This window comes from Methylobacterium sp. CM6246 (genome assembly GCF_054818005.1).
Map to the genome: position 1 here is coordinate 5,152,981 of NZ_JBTXKY010000001.1, position 21,183 is coordinate 5,174,163.

19 protein-coding genes are annotated in these 21,183 nt (G+C 67.8%); 9 read left to right on the top strand and 10 right to left on the bottom strand.

Translation table 11 applies throughout. The features are described from left to right. Positions 1-38: 38 nt before the first annotated feature. A complete protein-coding gene (locus ACYQPG_RS24895) occupies positions 39-1,022 on the bottom strand; it encodes an ABC transporter substrate-binding protein (RefSeq protein WP_147938522.1) in 984 nt (327 codons plus the stop codon). 194 nt (positions 1,023-1,216) lie between these two features. On the opposite strand from ACYQPG_RS24895, the gene ACYQPG_RS24900 reads away from it, so the two are divergent. Further along, complete coding sequence (locus ACYQPG_RS24900) at positions 1,217-1,594, top strand: 4a-hydroxytetrahydrobiopterin dehydratase (protein WP_461231948.1); 378 nt, start codon at positions 1,217-1,219, stop codon at positions 1,592-1,594. Between the two features lie 15 nt (positions 1,595-1,609). On the opposite strand, the gene ACYQPG_RS24905 is transcribed toward ACYQPG_RS24900, so the two are convergent. The 4 genes from ACYQPG_RS24905 to ACYQPG_RS24920 all read right to left on the bottom strand — a co-directional run bounded on the left by ACYQPG_RS24905 (position 1,610) and on the right by ACYQPG_RS24920 (position 7,287). Next, positions 1,610-1,831, bottom strand: a complete 222-nt coding sequence (locus ACYQPG_RS24905; protein WP_419830498.1) for a hypothetical protein — start codon at positions 1,829-1,831, stop codon at positions 1,610-1,612. A 179-nt stretch (positions 1,832-2,010) separates the two neighbouring features. Continuing rightward, on the bottom strand, positions 2,011-5,076 hold the full coding sequence (locus ACYQPG_RS24910) for an efflux RND transporter permease subunit (RefSeq protein ID WP_461231949.1): 3,066 nt from the start codon (positions 5,074-5,076) through the stop codon (positions 2,011-2,013). Positions 5,077-5,098: 22 nt separating this feature from the next. Continuing rightward, positions 5,099-6,199 (bottom strand): efflux RND transporter periplasmic adaptor subunit, encoded by a 1,101-nt coding sequence (locus ACYQPG_RS24915; protein ID WP_461231950.1) that lies wholly within the window; start codon positions 6,197-6,199, stop codon positions 5,099-5,101. Further along, a complete protein-coding gene (locus ACYQPG_RS24920; RefSeq protein WP_419830500.1) occupies positions 6,196-7,287 on the bottom strand; it encodes an efflux RND transporter periplasmic adaptor subunit in 1,092 nt (363 codons plus the stop codon). Before ACYQPG_RS24920 ends, ACYQPG_RS24915 begins: the two co-directional genes overlap by 4 nt. 105 nt (positions 7,288-7,392) lie before the next feature. Between ACYQPG_RS24920 and ACYQPG_RS24925 the strand changes: the two genes are divergently transcribed. Together ACYQPG_RS24925 and ACYQPG_RS24930 are read left to right on the top strand one after the other, a co-directional pair. Next, entirely contained in the window at positions 7,393-7,956 is a 564-nt protein-coding gene (locus ACYQPG_RS24925; protein ID WP_419830501.1) for a TetR/AcrR family transcriptional regulator, read from the top strand. Between the two features lie 444 nt (positions 7,957-8,400). Further along, positions 8,401-9,102 (top strand): hypothetical protein, encoded by a 702-nt coding sequence (locus ACYQPG_RS24930; protein ID WP_419830502.1) that lies wholly within the window; start codon positions 8,401-8,403, stop codon positions 9,100-9,102. A gap of 53 nt (positions 9,103-9,155) precedes the next feature. Here ACYQPG_RS24930 and ACYQPG_RS24935 read toward each other — a convergent pair whose 3' ends face one another. Beyond that, positions 9,156-9,440, bottom strand: a complete 285-nt coding sequence (locus ACYQPG_RS24935; RefSeq protein WP_147906706.1) for a hypothetical protein — start codon at positions 9,438-9,440, stop codon at positions 9,156-9,158. A gap of 494 nt (positions 9,441-9,934) precedes the next feature. On the opposite strand from ACYQPG_RS24935, the gene frc reads away from it, so the two are divergent. Beyond that, complete coding sequence (frc, locus tag ACYQPG_RS24940) at positions 9,935-11,212, top strand: formyl-CoA transferase (RefSeq protein ID WP_147854566.1); 1,278 nt, start codon at positions 9,935-9,937, stop codon at positions 11,210-11,212. Positions 11,213-11,331: 119 nt separating this feature from the next. Continuing rightward, positions 11,332-12,264, top strand: a complete 933-nt coding sequence (locus ACYQPG_RS24945; RefSeq protein ID WP_419830503.1) for a methionyl-tRNA formyltransferase — start codon at positions 11,332-11,334, stop codon at positions 12,262-12,264. 20 nt (positions 12,265-12,284) lie between these two features. Here ACYQPG_RS24945 and ACYQPG_RS24950 read toward each other — a convergent pair whose 3' ends face one another. Both ACYQPG_RS24950 and oxlT read right to left on the bottom strand, forming a co-directional pair. Continuing rightward, entirely contained in the window at positions 12,285-12,935 is a 651-nt protein-coding gene (locus tag ACYQPG_RS24950) for a class II aldolase/adducin family protein (protein ID WP_419830504.1), read from the bottom strand. A gap of 91 nt (positions 12,936-13,026) precedes the next feature. Beyond that, complete coding sequence (gene oxlT, locus ACYQPG_RS24955) at positions 13,027-14,304, bottom strand: oxalate/formate MFS antiporter (protein WP_147906702.1); 1,278 nt, start codon at positions 14,302-14,304, stop codon at positions 13,027-13,029. Positions 14,305-14,791: 487 nt separating this feature from the next. Here oxlT and ACYQPG_RS24960 point away from each other — a divergent pair, with 487 nt between their 5' ends. The 4 genes from ACYQPG_RS24960 to ACYQPG_RS24975 all read left to right on the top strand — a co-directional run bounded on the left by ACYQPG_RS24960 (position 14,792) and on the right by ACYQPG_RS24975 (position 17,767). After that, positions 14,792-15,484 (top strand): GntR family transcriptional regulator, encoded by a 693-nt coding sequence (locus tag ACYQPG_RS24960; protein ID WP_147906701.1) that lies wholly within the window; start codon positions 14,792-14,794, stop codon positions 15,482-15,484. Between the two features lie 331 nt (positions 15,485-15,815). Beyond that, on the top strand, positions 15,816-15,968 hold the full coding sequence (locus ACYQPG_RS24965) for a hypothetical protein (RefSeq protein WP_187193691.1): 153 nt from the start codon (positions 15,816-15,818) through the stop codon (positions 15,966-15,968). 113 nt (positions 15,969-16,081) lie between these two features. Further along, positions 16,082-17,155 carry an HD-GYP domain-containing protein gene (locus ACYQPG_RS24970; RefSeq protein ID WP_419830505.1) on the top strand — a complete coding sequence of 358 codons (1,074 nt, stop codon included), beginning with the start codon at positions 16,082-16,084 and terminating at the stop codon, positions 17,153-17,155. Positions 17,156-17,272: 117 nt separating this feature from the next. Continuing rightward, on the top strand, positions 17,273-17,767 hold the full coding sequence (locus tag ACYQPG_RS24975) for a CAP domain-containing protein (protein ID WP_147938513.1): 495 nt from the start codon (positions 17,273-17,275) through the stop codon (positions 17,765-17,767). A gap of 55 nt (positions 17,768-17,822) precedes the next feature. On the opposite strand, the gene recJ is transcribed toward ACYQPG_RS24975, so the two are convergent. Next, positions 17,823-19,646, bottom strand: coding sequence for a single-stranded-DNA-specific exonuclease RecJ (gene recJ / locus ACYQPG_RS24980; RefSeq protein ID WP_419830506.1), 1,824 nt, complete (start codon positions 19,644-19,646; stop codon positions 17,823-17,825). 136 nt (positions 19,647-19,782) lie between these two features. After that, complete coding sequence (locus tag ACYQPG_RS24985) at positions 19,783-21,180, bottom strand: NAD(P)(+) transhydrogenase (Re/Si-specific) subunit beta (protein ID WP_461231951.1); 1,398 nt, start codon at positions 21,178-21,180, stop codon at positions 19,783-19,785. Between the last annotated feature and the right edge of the window lie 3 nt (positions 21,181-21,183).

The window sequence follows — 21,183 nt, forward strand, 5'->3', positions numbered from 1 at the left end:
TCCGAATTCCCGCCCTGAACGCCGGCCTGGCGGGCAGCTCAGCCATCGCGTCCGTTGTCGTAATAGAGGTCCGGCGGCAGCCCGGCGCCCTTGCCGACGAGGCGGGCACCGCCGAGCCGGGACATGACGGCGTAGAGCTTCTCGGCGTCGGTTCGCTCCGCCGCCACCGTCCGGCGCGGGATGCCGGCCAGGAAGTCGCGCTTGAGAGCCTCGAACGTCGCTTCGTTCTCGGCTGCCATCAGCGGGCGCACGATCTCCCAGGTGCTCGGGTCGGAGGCCAGCATATCCTTGGCGGACCGGGATGCCCGGGCGAAGCCCGCCACGGCCTCGGGCTTCTCCTTCACGGTGGCATCCTGGAACAGGTAGCCGATCAGGGAGACGTCGCCGGCGACACCGAGCGCGTGCATGATGTCCTCGGCGCCGACGAGCCGGCGGAAGCCCTTGGCCTCGAGCCGGGCGCAATAGGTCCAGTAGGTCAGCGCCGCGTCGAGGGCGCCCTGTTCCAGCTTCAGCGTGATCAGCGGCGGTGCGCCGTACGCGATCTCGGTGGCGCGCTCGAGATCGATGCCGGCGGCATCCCGGGCCTGCGCCCTCAGCAGCAGCCAGTTCTTGTCGAGGGGGCCGCCGGCGACGCCGAAACGCTTGCCGTCGAGGTCCTTGAGGCTCTTGATCGGGCTGTCGGCCGGCACCATCACGGCGCCCTCCGAGGTCGAGTACGGGATGAAGCGCACGGCCTGGCCGTCGTTGCCGAGGCGGGCCGCCCAGAGCAGGTCGCCGATGATCGTGTCGACCTGTCCGCCGATGAAGCTGATCCGCGCCGCGTCGTTGCCGGCGAGTTTGACCGCGTCGAGCTGGAAACCGTTGGCGGTATCCAGGCCGCGGGCCTTGATCACCGCCGCCTCCCAGGTCGAGGTGCCGAACGGTAGGCTCCCCAGGCGGATCGCCGGCACGTCCGCCCGCGCCGCCCGCAGGCCGAGGCCGCCGAGCAGGCCGCCGGCGAGCATTGCGCGCCGTGACAGCATCACGCCTTCTCCCATCGTATTGTGCGGTCTTGGACGATCGCAGACTTGGGCGTGGACTTGTCCTGACGCCGTTGGAAAATGGTCATAGGGCCCGCATGGCGCTCCGTCCACCGGGGCCGGCGCCCCTGCGCGCTTGCGCGCCGCCGACGGCGCGGGCACCCTCGGCCTCCGACGGAACGAAAAGGACGAGGCGAATGATCGAACGGCGCGAAGGCGTTCTGGACGAGGCGGCCGTGGAAGCGCGGCTCAAGGCGGAGCTACCGGACTGGCGGCTGGAGGACGGCTGGATCCGCCGCACCTACAAGACGGCGGGGTGGAAGGGCACGCTCATGGTGATCAACACGGTGGGCCACCTCGCCGAGGCCGCCTGGCACCACCCCGACATCACGGCGTCCTACGCCTGGGTCGAGGTTCGGCTGATGAACCATGCGGCCAAGGGCATCACCGAAAAGGATTTCGCCCTGGCCAAGAAGATCGAAGATGTCGTGTCCTGGCAGCCGGCCCTGGAGGGACAGGGTCTGGAGGGCACGCCGTCGGATCCGCGCTTCGCCTACATCAAGTACGACAAGTAGCGGGGCCGCATCCGGTCACTGTGGCTCCTTCACCCGGCGGCACTCGGTCTTGAGGTAGGCGGACTTGCCGATCTCGTCGCGCCGCTCGGTGCGGGCGATGATCTCCTGCCAGCCGGTGGCGCAACCGAGTTCGTTGGCGACGCGGACCTTGCGCACCTCCAGCGCTTCTGAGTCCGTGCAGGCCTCCTGGGCGATCCCGTTCGCACAGACCAGGACGACGGCGATGAAGGCGTTCATGCGGGCGGTGCTCCTCGGCTCCAGGCGCCTTACGCGTCGGAACAGCCGGGAGTTTCCAGCCACTGCGCGGCAGGCATGCGGAGGGAAAGATTCACGGTCGGCCCGCCCTGAGGGGGCGGAGGGGCGGGCCGACCGCTCATCGCAGCGTAGGCCACGCTGCGATCCGTGATGTCGGATGCTCAGGCACTCTGCACCGCGTGCCGGTCGCGGCTCTCAGGCCGGATCCGGTAGCAGCCGACATAAAGGGCGGGCAGGAACAGGAGTGTCAGGACGGTCGCCGCCAGGATACCGCCGATCATGGCGAATGCCATCGGTCCCCAGAACACTTCCCGGGCAATCGGGATCAGGCCCAGGCTGGCCGCAGCGGCAGTGAGCAGGATCGGCCGCATCCGATGGTGGGTCGCCTCGTAGACCGCATCCCAGGGTGCCATGCCCTCGTCCCGGAACTCCTCGATCTGGCTCACCAGGATCACGGCGTTGCGGATGATGATGCCGATCAGCGCCAAAATCCCGAGGATCGCCACGAAGCCCATCGGCTTGTCGAACAGCAGCAGCGCCGGGACCACGCCGATCAGCCCGAGGGGCGCCACGGCGAAGACCAGCAGCATCCGGCCGACGCTCTGGAGCTGCACCATCAGCAGCAGCGCCATGGTGAGCAGCATCACCGGGACGACGGCGGCGATCGGACCCTGGCCCTTGGCTGATTCTTCCACGGCGCCGCCCGTCTCCAGCGCGTAGCCCTCGGGCAGCGCCTTCGCGTAGGCGTCGATGCCGGGTTGGAGGGCGGTCACGATGGTGGCCGGCTGCGTGGTGTCGCGGATCGTGGCCCGCACCGTCACGGTCGCCAGCCGGTTCCGGCGCCAGACGATCGGCTGTTCCAGGTCGTAGCCGATCCGCGCGAAGGACAGCAGCGGCACGACGGAGCCGTTCGCGAGGCCGACCTGCAGCGATTGGAGAGTATCGAGCGAGGATCGCTCGATCGCCCGCGCCCGCCCGACGACGTTCACGAGATAGATCGAATCGCGCACCTGGGTGATCGCTTGGCCACCCTCGATGCCGTTGAGGATACCGGCGATGTCCTGGCTGGTGACCCCGAGCTGGCGCGCCTTGTCCTGGAGGATCTCGACCCGCAGGACCTTGCCGGGCTCGTTCCAGTCGAAGGTCGGCACGTCGAGACGTTTGTCGGCGGCGACCACGTTGCCGAGGTCGAGGGAGAGGCGGCGCACCGTCTCCATGTCCGGGCCGCTGAGGCGGTACTGGACCGGGCGCCCGACCGGCGGGCCGAGGCTCAGGGGCTGGATCAGAACATCGGTGCCCACGAAGTCGCGCCGGCCGATCGCCTGCAGCCGCGTTATGACCTGATCGCGGATCTCGAGGGATTTCGTCACGACCACGATCTGGCCGTAGAACGCGTTGGAGAGCTGCTGGTCGAGGGGCAGATAAAAGCGCACGGCGCCCTGGCCGACATAGGACGACCAGCTCGTCACGTCCGGATCGTCCTTCAGCTTCGCCTCGAACCGGTCCATCTGCGCCTTGGTCTCGGCGATGGTGGCGTTCTGCGGCAGCGTCAGGTCGACCAGCACTTCTGAGCGATCCGAGGACGGGAAGAACTGCTGCTGGACATGGCCCATTCCGACGATGGCCAGCGCCATCAGCGCCAGGCAAAGGGCAACCGTGGTCCAGCGCCAGGCCATCGCGAGCTTGAGCATCGCCAGGAACAGGCGGGTGAACAACCCGCGCTTCTCGGCATGGTGCTTCACGGTCTTGGGCAGCAGCGTCACGCCGATCAGCGGGGCGAACAGCACGGCCACCACCCAGGAGACCAGCAGCGCGGCGGCCAGCACCACGAACAGCGAGTAGGTGTATTCACCCGCGCCCGAGCCGTTGAAGCCGATCGGCAGGAAGCCCGCCACCGTCACGAGCGTGCCGGTCAGCATCGGGAAGGCCGTCGAGGTGTAGGCGAAGGTCGCCGCCTTGCGGAGCGTGTCGCCCTGCTCCAGCCGGGCGACCATCATCTCGACCGTGATCATGGCGTCGTCGACAAGGAGGCCCAGCGCGATGATCAGCGCGCCGAGCGAGATGCGCTGGAGCGTCACGTCCATCATCTGCATGACCACGAAGACGATCGCCAGCACCAGCGGGATCGACACCGAGACCACCAGTCCGGCGCGCACGCCAAGACTGACGAAGCTGACCGCGAGCACAATCACCACGGCCTCGACCAGCGCCTCGGTGAAGCCACCGACCGCGTGCTCGACCTGCTTGGGTTGATCCGACACCAAGTGGACGCCCACGCCCACGGGCAGCGTCGCCTCGATCCGCCGCATCTGCGCCTTCAGGGCCTCGCCGAAATGCAGCAGGTTGGCGCCGGGCCGCATGGCGATGGCGAGGCCGATGGCGGCCTTGCCGTCGACCCGGAACATCGGGGCGGGCGGATCCTCGTAGCCGCGGCTGATCTCGGCGATGTCGGCCAACCGGAAGAACCGGTCGTTGACCCGCAGGTTCACGTCCTGCAGCGAGGCCTCCGAGGTGAAGGAGCCGCTGACCCGCAGCGAGACGCGTTCCGGCCCGGCCTGCACCACGCCGGAGGCCGACACCGCGTTCTGGGCCTGAAGCGCCTTGATCAGCGCCTGGAAGTCGATGCCGTAGCCGGCGAGCTTGCGGGTCGAGAAGTCGAGATAGATGGTCTCGGCCTGGGTTCCGATCAGCTGGGTCTTGCCGATGTCGGGGACCCTGAGCACTTCGGTTCGGATGCCCTCGACGTAGTCGCGCAGCTGGCGGTAGGTCAGCCCGTCGGCCGTGAAGGCGTAGATGTTGCCGTAGACATCGCCGAACTCGTCGTTGAAGAACGGGCCCTGCACGCCGTCCGGGAACTGACCCTTGATGTCACCGAGCCGCTTGCGGACCTGGTAGAAAGCCGGCTGAACTTCGGACTTTTTCAGCGTGTCGCGGAACTGCACGAACACCGTCGACGACCCCGGCGTCGTGTAGCTGCGGACGTAATCCAGGGCGTTGAGCTGCTGCAGCTCCTTCTCGATGCGGTCGGTGACCTGATCGAGGGTGTCCTTGATGGTGGCGCCGGGCCACGTCGTCTGCACGACCATGGTCTTGATCGTGAAGGGTGGGTCCTCCTCGCGGCCCAGGCGGCTATAGGCCATCACGCCCGCCACGAGCGAGACCGCCATCAGGAACCAGACGAACGAGCGGTGCCCGAGCGCCCAGTCGGAGAGATTGAAAGCCTTCACGGAAAACCCTCGTCCGACCGGATCAACGGGCGTCGTCGGTCAGGCGGACGGCCTGGCCTTGCTGCAGGGCGTGGACGCCGGCGACGACGACCCGCTCGCCCGGTTCGACACCGTCACGGATGGCGACGCGTCCGGCCTCGACCGTCTCCGGGTTAGAGGCCAGGGTCACGTCCCGGCGCGCCACCGATGTTCCGGCCGCATCGACGACCCAGACCGAGCGGCGCGGGCCGTCTTCCAGCAGCGCTGCGGCGGGCAGGAGGACGTGGCGCGGCACCGTGCGGGAGAGCGCCACGTCGATCGTCGCACCCAGGCGGAAGGCCGGGCCGGGATCGTCGAGCGTGATGCGGATGCGCCGGGACCGTGTCCCGGCCTCGGCGAGCGGCGCGATCTCCCGGACGCGCCCCCGGGCCGTCAGCTCGGGCGCGCTCTGGAGCGACACCGTGAACACCCCATCCGCCGGCAACGCGCCGACATATTGCTCCGGGATGTCGACGACCGCCTCGCGAATCTCCGGCCGGGCGACGGTGACGACGCCCTGTCCGGCGCTCAACACCTGCCCGATCTCGGCGAGGCGCTGGGTGACGACGCCGTCGAACTCCGCCTTGAGCTCGGTGTAGCCCATCTGGTCCCGGGCCTTCTGAAGGCTCGCTGCCGCCTGATCGAGCCGCGCCTTCGCAGTGTCGCGCTTGGCCACGGCCTGATCGAGGGTCGCCTGCGAGACGTTGTTGCCCGACATGAGCCGCCGGGCGCGCGCCTCGGCGGCGTCGGCATTCTCGGCCTGCCCCCGGGCATCCGCGAGATCGGCCTCGGCGCGGGTGAGGTCGAACCGCGTGACCACGGTGTCGAGGGCGGCCAGCCGCTGCCCCTTGGTGACGATGTCGCCGACGGTCACGTCGCGCGCGATCATCCGGCCGGGGATCTGGAAGCCGAGCTGGGACTGGTAGCGCGGCTCGACCGTCCCCGCGAAGGGGCCGAACATGACGGCGTCCTTCGGCACGGCGACCTGCATGAGGACGGGCCGCACGGGTGCAGGCGCGGCCTCAGCGTTCTGGTCATCGTGTCCGCCGCATCCGCCGAGAATCACCGCACAGGCGGTGAGAGTCAGAACCGCACGCGTGCTCATGGGTTGCTCTCGACGAGGTTGGCAGCAACCTCCTGTCCGGGGCGCAGAAATTGAATACCTGCGATCACGACGCGCTCGCCCGGCTCGATCCCGCCCTTCAGGGCGATGACATCCGGCCCGTATTTATCGATCTCGACGGCGCGGACCGACACGGTTCGGTTGCCGGGATCGTAGACCCAGACCGCGGGGCGTCCGCCGTAGCGGTAGAGCGCGGACCAGGGCAGGATGACCGCATCGTGTGGCGCAAACCGCCCGTGGCCGATGACAACCGCGCCGAGCCCCATGGCCGGTGGCGTCTGTTCCAGGCCTATCTTGACCCGTACCGTGCCGCTCGACGCATCGACCGTCGGCGAGATCTCGCGGACCGTGCCGTTCACCGAGATCGACGGGTTCGTCTGCAGCGTGACCGTGATGGTCTTGTCGCCCGGCGGCCGGGCGGTCAGCGATTCGTAGACGTTGAACACCGCATCCCGGGGGCCATCCTGCGCCAGCACCAGGACGGTCTGGCCGGACTGGACCACCTGGCCGACCTCGACGCTGCGGCTCGTGACGATCCCGGAGATGCCGGCGCGCAACTCGGTGTAGGAGAACTGCTCCTGCGCGGTCCCCAGCGCGGCTTTGGCCGAATCGAGCGCCGCCTGCGTGGTCCGCAGCTCCTGCTCGGCATTGTCGTAGCTCGGCCGCGTCGTGTACCCGCCGGCCAGGAGCTGCTTCTGACGCTCGAACGCCATCTTGGCCTGGGTCAGCAACGCTTCGGCCGAGGCCACGGCGGCCTTGGCGTTGTCGAGGTTCGCCCGCTGGGTCAGCGGCTCCAGCACCGCGAGGACCTGGTCGGGCTCGACGTGGTCGCCGACCTCGACCCGACGCTCGGCGACCTTGCCGTTCGTCCGGAACGAGACATTGACCTGCGCCTGGGCCTGGATGTCGCCGGTGAGCACGACCTCCGAGGCGACCGGCGTACGCCGCGCCTCGACGATCCGGACCCGCACGAGCGCCGAATCGGGCTCCGCCGCCGGTTCGGCCGCCCGGGCCGCTGGTGCCAGCGCAATCGTCGCGAGCACGAGAGCTGTGTATCGTTGAGCGAACATGCGGATCTTGTCGGCGGCCGTTGCAGACGAAGGGCGCCCAACGGCGTGACGCGGTCCTACTCCATCGCTTACATACCGTCCAGTCGGTTTCTAAAATGGTGACCTATGCGTGCGAAACGGCAGCGGCTGGCGGAACGGCCGGAAATCATCCTGGAGGCGGCCGACGCCGTGTTGCGCAAGGGCGGCGCACGGGCCTTGACCATCGATGCGGTCGCGGTCGAGGCCGGTCTCAGCAAGGGCGGCGTCCTGCACCACTACGCATCGAAGGATGCGCTGATCCTGGCCCTGGTGGCCCGCAAGCTCACCGAGCTGCGTGAGGAAATCGTCGCCTGCGAGGGTGAAGTTCCGCCCGGGCCGTCGCAATTGCCGATGGCGATGGTGGCGCATGTCCGCTCGCATTACTGCGACGACGACGAGTCATCGCGGGCGCTGCTCCTGGCGTCGATCGAGTATCCCGAAGCTCTGAACGATTACCGGGCCTTCGTGGCCGATCAACTCGACCGGCTCGGCGGGATGAACAGCACGTGCCCCGGCGAGGGCTCGGTGCTGTTCTTCGCGATCCTCGGGGTGATCATGGGCCGGACCCTGGGATTCCATCAGCTCGACCTGGACGAGTTGAAGCCGATGTTCGACGTCCTGGAACGCATCGCCCGCAAATCGGACGCGTAGGCTCGCCGCGCACCCGGGCCTTTGGTTGTGGACGGCGCTTCGCGATGGCCGCCCCCCTGGCGGAGGCAGATCGAGAGCATCCTACTGAAAGCCGGCCGCCGGCCGCCGGCCTTCGGATTGAGGCCGACGCAAACCGGACATGTGTGCAGGTGACGGACCTTGCAATGCGGATCGCACGGCGCCGCGATGGTCACGGCGCCCGGAAAGATCTACGCGCTGAGCCGCGGTCATCGAGCCTGTAAAGCGCGCGGCTGCTTCATTCCTGTATCGCTGGACCGAAGCCGTCAGAAGACTCTCAGCACTGTCACGCCCGTGGCTGACAAGGGCTTTGCGTGCGGGTCGCGATTTTCCGTGCGATGACGTGTGTTCGTCATGCGCCCCTGAGTCCGTCGGCTGAACGAGCGCGTTGACTGCCATCCCGTTACTCGCCGCCAGCGTAGCGTCATGAACGAACACGTCGCGATCTCGCCGCCCGACGACCTGCGCCGTGCCCTGGCGCGCACCCTCTACGAGCATGACGGCAGCGGGATCGCCGATTACCCGGCGTGGGACGATGACGCCCTCGATACGCATCACCCCGGGCTGCGCGAGCGCTATCTCGAACGCGCCGACGCCCTGGCCGAAGGTCCCCTCGCCGCCCTGATCACGGATCGAACCGATGTCACCGCGCGCGACGAGGAATTGCGCGTCCTGCGGCGTCAGCGCATGGCGCCGGAGCGCGAACGCGAGTTGCTCGAGGCCAACAACCGGGTGCTCGCGCGGGTCAACGCGGCGGAAGCCGAGCGCGTGGCCGCCGACGCCGAACTGACGACGGCATTGCGGGAAAAAGACGTCGCCCGGGAGGCCGAAGCGTTCTGGCAACGCTTCGCCTTCGATGCCGACGAGTTGGCGACCCGCCGCCTGATCGAGCAGACCGATGCCCGGGCGGAAGCAGAGCGCGTCGCGATCCGCGAACGATGCCGACGCGAACGGGCGGAAAGCGCGCTCCGCCTGTTCGCCGACAGGGCCGAGGTCATGCCGAAGGAGGGCTGGGCGTCGGACCTGGCCACGGCCAACCGGGATATCCCGCTCTGGTGGTTTCATGCCGCCCGGGTGGCGCTGGACTCGCACGAGCCGCAGCCAGGCCCGGAGCCGAGCGCGCCGTAACTCGGGCCACGCCCACAGGGCGGGCAATGCAAGCCGCCAGCGTGGTGCGGACTTCAGGCGGCCGCGGGCCTCGCGAGATCCGCGGGCGGCTCGCGGAACAGGGCGGTGCAGCCGGAGCCGCGGTGCATGCTGAGGATCGAGGCGCGGTCGATGTCGGGATGCGCCTTCAACACCTTCTGCACGCAGCACAATACGCGGTCATATTGCGCGGCATCGAAATTCGGTTCCAGCGGGCTCACGGCGATGTAGGTCTCGACGACGAGCACGCGTTCCGCCCGGTCGCGGTCGACATCGACGGCAATCCAGGAAGACTTGATCAAGCTGGTGCTGGCGAGCATGGGCGTTCCTCGTTCAGCGTTGTCGCGGGACCGTCCGTTTGGCGAACGGTGGATTTTGGCGGAATGATGGACCGCCTTAAGACGTATGCCAAGAGGGACCGGATCAGTTCCCCCAGTGCACGGAGCCCGCAGCGTTGAGACGCAGAACTCTTGGGTCTATGCTACGGCGATGCCTACAACCTTCGCGAGTGCTTCTTTCTACTCGCCTCCCGCGAATGGCATGTGGTATACAAGTGTGACGGCCCTCTCGATGGGGCCGGCGTGACGGGTCCGCGAATCGACGGGACCGCGCATCGGGAGGGAGTTCGGCATGATCCGTCCGAGACGCGGGGACGCGGGTCTCCACGATCGTTACGCAGCCGTCGCGACGGCGCGGCGCGCGAGACCTCACCGCTGCAGCCCGTCACCGTCCGTCGGCGCCAGGCCGATCACGGACCCGACCTGAGACACAGCCCGCCGCTTCCCGAAACCCGATCCGAGATCCGAGACCGACCATGACCAAGGCCCTTGAAGGCGTCCGCATCCTGGACTTCACCCATGTGCAATCCGGCCCGACCTGCACCCAGCTTCTGGCCTGGTTCGGCGCTGACGTGATCAAGGTCGAGCGGCCGGGAGTCGGCGACGCCACCCGCCAGCAGTTGCAGGACATCCCGGATGTGGACAGCCTGTATTTCACGATGCTGAACCACAACAAGCGCTCCCTCACGCTCGATTCCAAGAACCCGAAGGGCAAGGAGGTGCTCTGGCGCCTCATCGAGGAATGCGACGTCCTCGTGGAGAATTTCGCCCCCGGCGCGTTGGCCCGGATGGGTCTGACCTGGGAGAAGATCCACGCGAAGAACCCGCGCATGATCTTGGCATCCGTGAAGGGCTTCGGCCCCGGCCGCTACGAGGATTGCAAGGTCTACGAGAATGTCGCGCAATGCGCCGGCGGCTCGGCCTCCACCACCGGGTTCCGGGACGGCATCCCGATGGTGACCGGCGCCCAGATCGGCGATTCCGGCACCGGCCTGCACCTGGCGTTGGGCATCGTCACGGCGCTCTACCACCGCACCCAGACCGGCCTCGGCCAGAAGGTCGACTGCGCCATGCAGGACGGCGTGCTGAACCTCTGTCGGGTCAAGCTGCGCGACCAGCAGCGCCTCGAGCACGGCCCGCTCAAGGAATACAGCCAGTTCGGCGAAGGCATCCCGTTCGGCGAGGCGACCCCGCGGGCCGGCAACGATTCCGGCGGCGGCCAGCCGGGCCGGATCCTGCGCTGCAAGGGCTGGGAGCAGGACCCGAACGCCTACATCTACGTCATCACCCAGGCAGCGGTCTGGGATCCGATCTGCGACATCATCGGCGAGCCCGATTGGAAGACCGACCCGAACTACGCCTCCCCGAAGGCGCGCCTGCCGCACCTCAATGAGATCTTCACGCGCATCGAGGCCTGGACGATGAAGATGTCCAAGTTCGAGGCCATGGACATCCTGAACGGGCACGACATCCCGTGCGGCCCGATCCTATCGATGAAGGAGATCGCCGCCGACGAGGCGCTGCGGGCGACCGGTACTATCGTGGAGGTCGATCACCCGACGCGCGGCCGCTACCTCTCGGTCGGCAACCCGATCAAGCTCTCGGCGAGCCCGACCGAGGTCGTGCGCTCGCCGCTCCTGGGTGAGCACACCCAGGAGATCCTGCGCGACGTGCTCAAGTACTCGGAGGAGGAGGTCGGCGAGATCTCCGGCTCCGGCGCCATCGGTGGCGTACAGAAGATCGCGGCCGAGTAAGGCCCTCAGGCGATTCCGGGCCGAGCGTCCGGGATCGCCGCCGACTGCCCGCTTAACGTCGTAGTCCAACTCAAGAAATCCCGCCTCGCTTCGGGGCCGGACGACGCCAGGGATCGCCCATGCGCATCGCCGTCATCGGTCAGCAGGACTTCGGCAAGGCCGTCCTGGAGGCATTTCTGAAGCGCGGGGATACCGTGGCGGGCGTGTTCTGCGCGCCGGAGAAGCCCGGTGCCAAGCCCGACGTGCTGAAGACCGCGGCGGAGGAGCACGGGCTGCCGGTCTTCCAATTCCCAAGCCTGAAGAGCCCGGAGGCCGAGGCGGCGATGCGCGGCCTCGAGGCCGATATCGGCATCATGGCGTACGTGCTGCAATTCGCGCCGCAGAGCTTTGTCACCATCCCGAAGCACGGCACCATCCAATACCACCCGAGCCTGCTGCCGCGTTATCGCGGTCCGTCCTCGATCAACTGGCCGATCGCCAAGGGCGACCTCCAGACCGGGCTGACGATCTTCCGCCCCACTGACGGCCTCGATGAGGGCCCGGTGATCCTGCAGAAGGTCTGCGAGATCGGCGGGGATGCGACCCTCGGAGACATCTACTTCAACAACCTGTTCCCGATGGGCGTGGACGCCATGCTGGAGGCGGCTGACCTCGTGGCGGCCGGCCAGCATATCGAGATCGACCAGGACGAGGACGCAGCGAGTTACGAAGGCTGGTTCCGTACCGCGGAGGCCGAGGTTCGCTGGTCCGCCCATGCCGAGCAGATCTACAACCTGATCCGCGCCGCGAACCCGGCTCCGGGCGCCTGGACCACCCTGGCCGGCAAGAAGCTGCAGATCTTCGATGCGCGCCTGCACCCGGTCCGCCGCCTGGGCGACGTGAAGGGCAAGCCGGGCGAGGTCATCGCCGTGGACGACGACGGGTTCAGCGTCTGCGCGCAGGGCGGCCGGATCGAGGTCCGGAAGGTCAAGCCGGAGGACGGCAAGAAGGTCTCGGCCGCCGAGTTCGCCGCGTCCGGCGGCATCGCGGTCGGGCAGTTTCTCGGGCGCTGACTGCCGACCGAGCGCCGATATCAGTCGGTGGCATTGAGCCCGTAGCCGCGGAAGCGCTCGACGGTGTTGGCGATCTCGTGGTCGGACAGGACGTTCGGAGCCCCGACCTGAAGCGCCACGGCATATTGCCAGCACAGGGTCTCTAACTCGACGGCCAGCCACACGGCCTTCTCTAGGCTGCCGCCGGCGGCGATCATGCCGTGATTGGCCAACAGGCAGACGTTTCGGCCTTCGAGGGCGGCGAGCGCTAGTTCCGACAGCTCCGCGGTGCCGTAGGGCGCGTAGGGTGCGCAGCGCACGTTGGGGCCGCCGAAGGCTGCGATCATGTAGTGGACCGCCGGGATCTGCCGCCCGCAGAGGGCGAAGGCGGTGCAGTGGATCGGGTGGGCGTGGACGACAGCGCCAGCCTCGGGCCGCGCCGCCAGGATATCCCGATGGAAGCGCCATTCCGAGGACGGCCTGAGCCCCGCCGGGTAGGTCCCGTCGAGTGCCATCGGCACGATGTCGTCCGGGCCCATGCGCGCCGTCGGCACCCCCGAGGGGGTGATCAGCAGGCCGTCGCGGAACCGCACCGAGACGTTGCCCGAGGTGCCCCGGTTCAGGCCCTGCGCGTCGAGATCCCGCGCCGCCGCGACGACGCCCTCGCGCGCGATCCGTTCGTCCTTGTCCATGCCCGGTCTCCGGTTGCAGCCGGCATCCGGTACGCATGAAGGCCCGGCGCCGTAAAGCGGCGCCGGGCCTCTGAGCGGATGGGTCCTGCCGTTACTGGGCCAGAACTGGTGCCAGGCTCGTCTGCGGGGCCTTGGTGTAGGCTGCGCGCATTGGCTTGAGAACGAACAGGGCCAGGAGCGCCGCCAGGATGTTGAGACCGGCCGCCACCAGGAACACCGTGTGCCAGCTTCCGGTCATGGTCGTGAGCACGCTGGTATAGGGCACGATCAGGGCCGCGGTGCCTTTGGCCGTGTAGAGCAGGCCGGCATTGGTCGCCGCGTATTTCGACCCGAACGTGTCGCCGCAGGTCGCAGGGAACAGCGAGTAGATCTCGCCCCAGGCGAAGAACACCAGGCCGGTGAGCAGCACGAAGGCGATCGGGTTCTCACCGAACTGGCTCAGCGCGTAGATGCCCAAACCTTCGATGGCGAAGGAGATGAACATCGTGTTCTCGCGGCCGATATGGTCCGAGACCCAGCCGAAGAACGGCCGCGTCACGCCGTTGAGCACGCGGTCGAGAGTCGCCGCGAAGGTAAGCGCAGGCAGCGTGATCCCCAGCAGCGAGACCGGGACGTCGGCGATCTTGAAGTCCTTGGCGATCGGGCCGAGCTGCGCGGTGGCCATCAGGCCGCCGGCGGCCATCATGACGAACATCGCGTACATCACCCAGAAGATCGGGGTGCGCACCATCTCGCCGGGCTTGAAGTCGCGCTTGGACTGGCTGACCCGGGCGACGTCCGGGACCTGGCCCTTGGCCGGCGACCGCAGGAACAGGGCGATCAGCATCACGATCACGCCCTGGCCGATGCCGAAGTAGAAGAACGCGGCCTCGTAGCCCTGCGACTTGATCATCGCCTGGATCGGCACGACGGTCAGTGCCGAACCGGCGCCGAAACCCATCGCGGTGATGCCGGCGGCGAGACCGCGGCGGTCCGGGAACCACTTGAGCGAATTGCCGACGCAGGTGCCGTAGACCGCTCCGGCGCCGGTGCCGCCGATCGCGGCGGCGACGTAGAGCATCGTCAGCGTTTCGGCGTAAGAATTCATCACCCAGGCGATGCCGCACAGCAGGCCGCCGAACAAGGTGACGATCCGCGGACCGTACTTGTCCACGAACCAGCCTTCGATCGGGACCAGCCAGGTCTCGGTGACGACGAACAGCGTGAACGCGATCTGGATCGCGGCGCGATCCCAGCCGTGACGCTCCTGCATCGGATTCACGAAGAAGGTCCAGCCGTACTGCATGTTGGCGATCATGCACATGCAGACGACGCCGAATGCGAGCTGCAGCCATCGGCCCGCCCCAACCGGTTTGCGAATCTCGGACATACGCTTCCCTCCTGGCTGGATTTATTATTCTGTATCTAATCCCGGCGGTGTTTATGCCCGGACACGGCCGCCCTTGTCAGAACAAAGCGAACGGCATGCTTTGAAAAATTCTTGACCGACAGACAAACGAAAACTCTGCCGGTGTTATCACTGACCGTCGCACCCCGTCACCGAAAACATGCTGGTGTACGGTATGCCAGAAGGATGGTGCTGGCGGCGGGAGATTCTGTCAATCGATCCTGCATAAAAATACACGAATATGCCGCTGGATTAATGCGCGCCGTCATTCGTACGGGCCAAATCCGGAACTACCGTTCCAGATAGTGCTCCTCGACGGCGCACAGGCCGGACTGCGCTCAGGCCCAAGGGTCTGTGGGTCGGCTCGTAATTGACTAGGATCGGGAAAAGGTTTGCGTTAGTTCGTTTTACGAGCGCACGATAGAGAACACGTGCGAGACAATATGGGCGTGGGCCGGCTGGACGAGGCATGTCGAACTCAGAACCGTTGAGCGTTAAACCGATCGTCGCCAGCTCCAGTCTACGGACCTTGGCTTATGAAGCGCTCAAAACTGCTATAACCAACATGGATATCTACGGGCGGCCCGATGAGGTGCGGCTCGATGAGCGGAAACTGTCGCAGGATCTCGGGGTCAGCCGCACACCCGTGCGCGAGGCGCTCACCGTGCTGGAGCAGGAGGGGTTCGTCCGGTCCGAGGCGCGCCGCGGCGTGTTCGTCATCAAGAAGAACAAGGGCGAAATCGTCGGCATGATCCACGCCTGGACGGCGCTGGAGAGCATGGCGGCCCGGCTCGCCTGCACCCGGGCCACCGACGCGCAGCTACGTGCCCTGCGTGAATCATTCCCGGAATTCTACGAAGGACAGCCGTCCGAGCACATCGACGAATATTCGGATGCCAACATCCGCTTCCACCAGCGGATCATCGCGCTCGGACATTGCGAGCCGATTGCGGAGCTCACCAGCAATCTGCTGATGCATGTGCGGGGAATTCGCAGCACCGCGTTGCGGCAGGGCGACCGCGCGCAGCATTCGATCCGCGAGCACGTGGCGATCATCGCCGCGCTGGAGGCCCGGAACGCCGACACGGCCGAGCGGCTCGTGCGCGAGCACGGTCTTGGACTGGCGCAACACGTCGACACCTACGGCGATTATCTGGACTGACCGTCCGTCCCAAGCGGGGATTGGCGCGACAACGCTCAGCGGTCCGTTCAACGCCACGGCACGCTACAAGCGACCTCAATCCTCAGCCGTGCCTGTGATTGCAGCCGCGCTTGCGGTGCAATACGTCGCTCGCGGATCGCACGAGGCTGTCGCTTACAAAGCGGCGATCCCCTTCGGAAATGCGTCGGCCGGTCGGTTTCACCGCCTCGGCGAGGGCATGCGCTCTCGACATATTTGGCATTCGGTATTTGGCATACCAGTTTGCGTTGCGGCATGGCACTTCTTGCATCGCACCATTCAGCGTCCAGCCGAGCCGTACCGGAGCCTTCCGATGATCGCCAACTTCGTCGTCGTATTCACCGCCTTCGCCGCCTGCCAGGCCCTCCTGGCCGTCAAGCTCGCCGACGTACTGAGCCCGGCGTCCGATGCCGGCAAGCCCGTCGCGCAGCAGACCCGGCAGGACGGCGCCGTCAGCCTCGCGTAAACACTGTTTTTCGGCGCCTATACGCCGGCAGATTGCGTAGGGTTAACACTTTGCTCAAAGGTTTCCGTTAGCGTCAACATATCGTTGACCATGCGGACCGGGGAGCAACCGCGTTGGCCCTCGGCATACAAGCGCAGACCGCAAACAGCCCGTTCGTGCTGTTGATTTCGGATCGCCCGACCGAGCGGGCGGCCCTGGAGCGCGCCATCGCGCTGGTCATGGATTGCCGGGCGGTTGCCGCCGGCTCGGCGATCCCGGCGGGGCGCCCGCACCTCATCATCCTGGATTTGCATCCGGCGCAGGCCGCGGCTTTCGAGCCGGCCCTGACCCATCGCGGCCGTCCGATCCCGCGCCTGGTCCTGGTCCGCGGCGAGCCGCTCAGCCCGGCGCCGCATCTTCGGCAGTTGCCCGCCGCCGCACCGCGCCAGCTCGTGCTGGCCAACGTCTTCGCCATGATCGAGGCGGTGACGCGCTCGGTGGAAACCCGCATGCAGCGCCTCGTCGGCCGCGTCACGGATGCCACCGGGATCGTGGCCGAGCTGTTCGACAGTGCGGCGCTCGGGGCGGGCCTGCAGCGCGCCGATGTCGAGCGTGGCATCGAACTGGTTCTGGCTGCCGTCTCGGAGGCCGGGATCACGGCCTGGCTCGCCGAAGTCTGGCGCCATGATGTCGGCGTCTACCAGCACACCCTCGGGGTCGCGGGCCACGCTGCCAGTTTCGGGGCGCAGATCGGTTTGAGCCGGATCGATCTCGCCCGCCTCGTGCGATCCGCCCTGCTCCACGACATCGGCAAATCGCGGATCCCGACGGAGATCCTGAACAAACCGGGCCATCTGGATCCGGAAGAGCTGCGGCTGATGCAGCGGCATCCCGTGATCGGCGCCGACCTGCTGCGGGCACAGGGCGGCTTCGAGGCCGAGGTGATCGATGTCGTCCTGCATCATCACGAACGGCTGGACGGCAACGGCTACCCGGACCGGCTCTCCGGCCGGGCGATCTCCGATCTCGTGCGGATCGTGGCGATCTGCGACGTGTTCTCGGCGCTGACCGAACGGCGCGCCTATCGCCAACCCGCCAGCCCCGCCGAGGCGCTGGCGATCATGGTCGACGGGATTGGCCATCTGGATCCCGATCTTCTGCGCGTATTCGCGCCGGTCATGCTCGGGGGTGACGCGCTCGCGGCATAAGACCCGTGGCCGTCGTGCCACGGTCGGGTTGTTGCGCCTGCGGGCGTCTCCCAGCGCCGCGCTTTCGCCGCAACCGGTCCCGAGGGAGACGCATCCCTCCCGGAACTGCGATCGACCGTGTCCAAAGCTCTCCTTCCTCTCGCCGCGGCCCTGGCGCTGGCACTTGCCGGCTGCGGCGGCCTGTCCTTCACGCCCGAGCCCAATGTCGAGAACGCGACCCATACCGCGATCCTCGACGAGGTCGCGGCGGCGGCCGCGATCTCGGCCTATCGGGTCCAGCACGGATTGAGCCCGGTCGTCGTCGACGGCGGCCTGGTGAAGGCGGCCGCGTTCCAGGCCGGCAACAACGCGCGCAACGGCCAGCTCAGCCACGATGTCGGCGGCAGCTTCACATCGCGGATGGCCTCGGCCGGCCTGGCGAAGTCCTACGCGGCGGAGAATCTCAGCGCCGGCTCGGAGACCTTCGAACAGGTGCTGGCGCGCTGGAAGGCCAGCTCCGAGCACAACAAGAACATGCTGCTCCCGCAGATCCGCAGGATCGGCATCGCCCGGGTCGATGCGCCCAACACCCGCTACAAGCGGTTCTGGGCACTGGTGATGGCAGGAAGCTGAACGATCAGCGCATCGTCATTGTCGGTAAGCCGGCGGCCACCTTAGGATCGATGCGTCAGGCTTCGGCCGGAGCCAGATCGACGATCCGTACTTGCGCCCGCTCGGCACCGCGCCAGCGGTCGCAGGACAGGGTACCGGCGACGTGCATCTCCTGGCCGATGCCCCTCAGCAGGGCCTGGCCCAGCGGCCGCTCGGCTGCCCGGAAGCAGATCGCACCCACAGCCTGTCCGTCGCGACTGCGCAGGCGCGCCCGGACGTGCCCGGTGCCGACCACGGCGGCGTCGACCAGGCGGTGACGGCCGAGCGCGAAGACCGGCTCCGGGGCGCCCTGACCGAACGGTCCGGCGCGCTGGAGCAGCCGGACGGTCTCGGCGGTGGCGCCGCCGGCGCTCAATCCGCCGTCGATTAGCAATGCGTCGGCGGCCCGCGAGACGGCGACGCTGGCGCCGAGCAACGCGGCCAGATGTGTCTCGAAGCGGGGGATGTCGTCGGCCCGAAGAGTGACGCCCGCCGCCATGGCGTGACCGCCCCCCTTGCTCGCGAGCCCGGCCTCGACGCAGGCCCGGACGGCCAGGCCGAGATCGGCCCCGGGGATCGAGCGCCCGGAACCGGTGGCGCTGCCGTCGGGCCTGATCGCGAACGCGAAGGCCGGCCGGTTGAAGCGCTCCTTCAGCCGCGCCGCGATCAACCCGACGATGCCCGGATGCCACGCGGCGTCCCCGGTCACCAGGACGGCGCGCGCGGGATCGTGGGTCAGGGCGCGGTCCATCTCGGCTTCGGCCTCGGCCACGGCATGGGCCTCGATGGCCTGACGCTCGCGGTTGAGCCGGTCGAGGTCCGCGGCGATGCGTGCGGCCTCGGCGGGATCCGCGGTGGTGAGCAGGCGCGCGCCCAGCGCCGAATCCCCGATGCGACCGCCAGCGTTGATCCGCGGCCCGAGCACGAAGCCGAGATGCCACGCTTCCGGGGGCTCACTGAGCGAGGCGGCGTCGAGCAGAGCCGCCAGACCGGTCCGGCCCCGGTGGCGCATCACCGTCAATCCCTGGGTAACGAAGGCGCGGTTCAGGCCGACCAACGGGACGACGTCGGCAACGGTCGCCAGCGCCACGAGGTCGAGGGCGTCTGTGAGCGCCGGCTCGGGGCGATGCGGCCCGAAGAAGCCGTCCCGGCGCAGGGCGCGGTTTAGGGCGGCAAGCGTCAGGAACACCACGCCGGCGGCGCAGAGATGGCCGAGCCCGGAGAGGTCGTCGAGGCGGTTCGGGTTCACGATGGCCCGGGCTGGCGGCAACACCTCGGCGGCGGCGTGGTGATCCAGGACGATGACGTCGAGACCGGACTTTTCGGCCTCCTCCAGAGGCCCGTGGCCGCTGGTGCCGCAATCGACGCAGACCAGCAGGGTCGCCCCCTCGGCTGCGAGCGCGGTGATCGCCGCGACGTTGGGTCCGTAGCCCTCTGTGATCCGGTCGGGAATGTGGATCGGGGCCCGAAGGCCGAGCTGGCGCAGGTAGCCGGCGAGCATCGCTGCGCTGGCCGCGCCGTCGACATCGTAATCGCCGAACACGGCGACGATCTCACCGCACCGGATCGCGTGGACCAGCCGGCGCACGGCCACATCCATGTCGAGAAGCGTGTCCGGATCCGGCATCAGGTCGCGCAGGCGCGGCGCCAGATGCCGAGCGGCCCCGTCCGGGGCCACCTGCCGACCGGCCAGAACACGGGCCAGCAACTCGGGCAGACCGTGTGCCTGGACCATCTTGGCGATCTGGTTCTGCACTGCCGAGCCGGCACAGCGCTCCTGCCAGCGCCGCCCTGTCACAGATGCGGATACCCCCAGGAACGGCGGCGGTTCGGAGATCAGCGAGGCGGGGGCGGCGGACACGGATGGCACCCTACACCGTGTCGGCCCCGGACGCGCGGGTGCATCAGCAACAGCGGGCGCGATCGAACGGCGAGCCGGTACGACAAAGGGGCGCGCATCACTGCCCGCCCCTCGCCAAACCACCCTGTAGAGGGCCTCAGAACGCCTTGAGGATGTTGTCGACCACCTTCTTGGCGTCACCGAACAGCATCATGGTGTTGTCGCGGAAGAACACCTCGTTCTCGACGCCAGCATAGCCGGAGCCCATGCCTCGCTTGATGAACAGCACCGTCTTGGCCCGCTCCACGTCGAGGATGGGCATGCCGTAGATCGGCGAGGCTTTGTCGGTCTTCGCGGCCGGGTTGGTGACGTCGTTGGCGCCGATCACGAAGGCCACGTCGGCCTGCGGGAACTCGCCGTTGATATCTTCCAGCTCGAACACCTCGTCGTAGGGCACGTTCGCCTCGGCGAGCAGCACGTTCATGTGGCCCGGCATACGGCCCGCCACCGGGTGGATGGCGTATTTCACATCGACGCCCTCCTTCTTCAGGAGGTCGGCCATCTCGCGCAAGCTGTGCTGCGCTTGCGCGACCGCCATCCCGTATCCCGGGACGATGATGACGCGCTCGGCGTTCTTCATGATGTAGGCGGCGTCGTCGGCCGAGCCCTGCTTGACCGGGCGCGTCTCGACCTGGCCCGGACCGGCTGCGGCGGTATCGCCGCCGAACCCGCCCAGGATGACCGAGATGAACGACCGGTTCATCGCGTGGCACATGATGTACGACAGGATCGCGCCCGAGGAGCCGACCAGGGCGCCGGTGATGATCAGCGCGAGGTTGCCGAGGGTGAAGCCGATGCCGGCCGCGGCCCAACCCGAGTAGGAATTGAGCATCGACACGACGACCGGCATGTCCGCGCCGCCGATCGGGATGATCAGCAGGCCGCCCAACGCGAAGGACAGCAGCACGATCAGCCAGAACACCGCCTTGCTCTCGTTGCCGATGAACAGGGCGATCAGCACCACCAGCGCCACCGCAATGCCGATGTTGATCAAGTGCCGCTGGGGCAGCATGATCGGCTTGCCTGACATCCGCCCGTCGAGCTTGGCAAAGGCGATGACCGAGCCGGTGAAGGTGATCGCTCCGATCGCGGCGCCGAGCGCCATCTCAAACAGCGACTGCTTGTGGATGTGGCCGTTCTCGAGGATGCCGACCGCCTGCGGCGCGTGGAGCGTCGCCGCAGCGCCCGCGACGGCGGCAAGGCCGACCAGCGAGTGGAACGCCGCCACGAGTTGCGGCATCGCCGTCATCGGGACGCGCTTGGCGATGACCGCGCCCGCGCCGCCGCCGATGCCAATGCCGAGGATCACGAGGATCCAGGCGCCGAAGCCGGCGGGCGGATGGCCGATCAGCGTGGTGAGCACGGCGAGCGCCATGCCGATCATGCCGTAGAGGTTACCCTGCCGCGACGTGGTCGGGTGCGAGAGCCCCCGCAACGCCATGATGAAGAGGACGCCGGAGACGATGTAGAGAAGGGCGGAGACGTTCTGGGACATCGT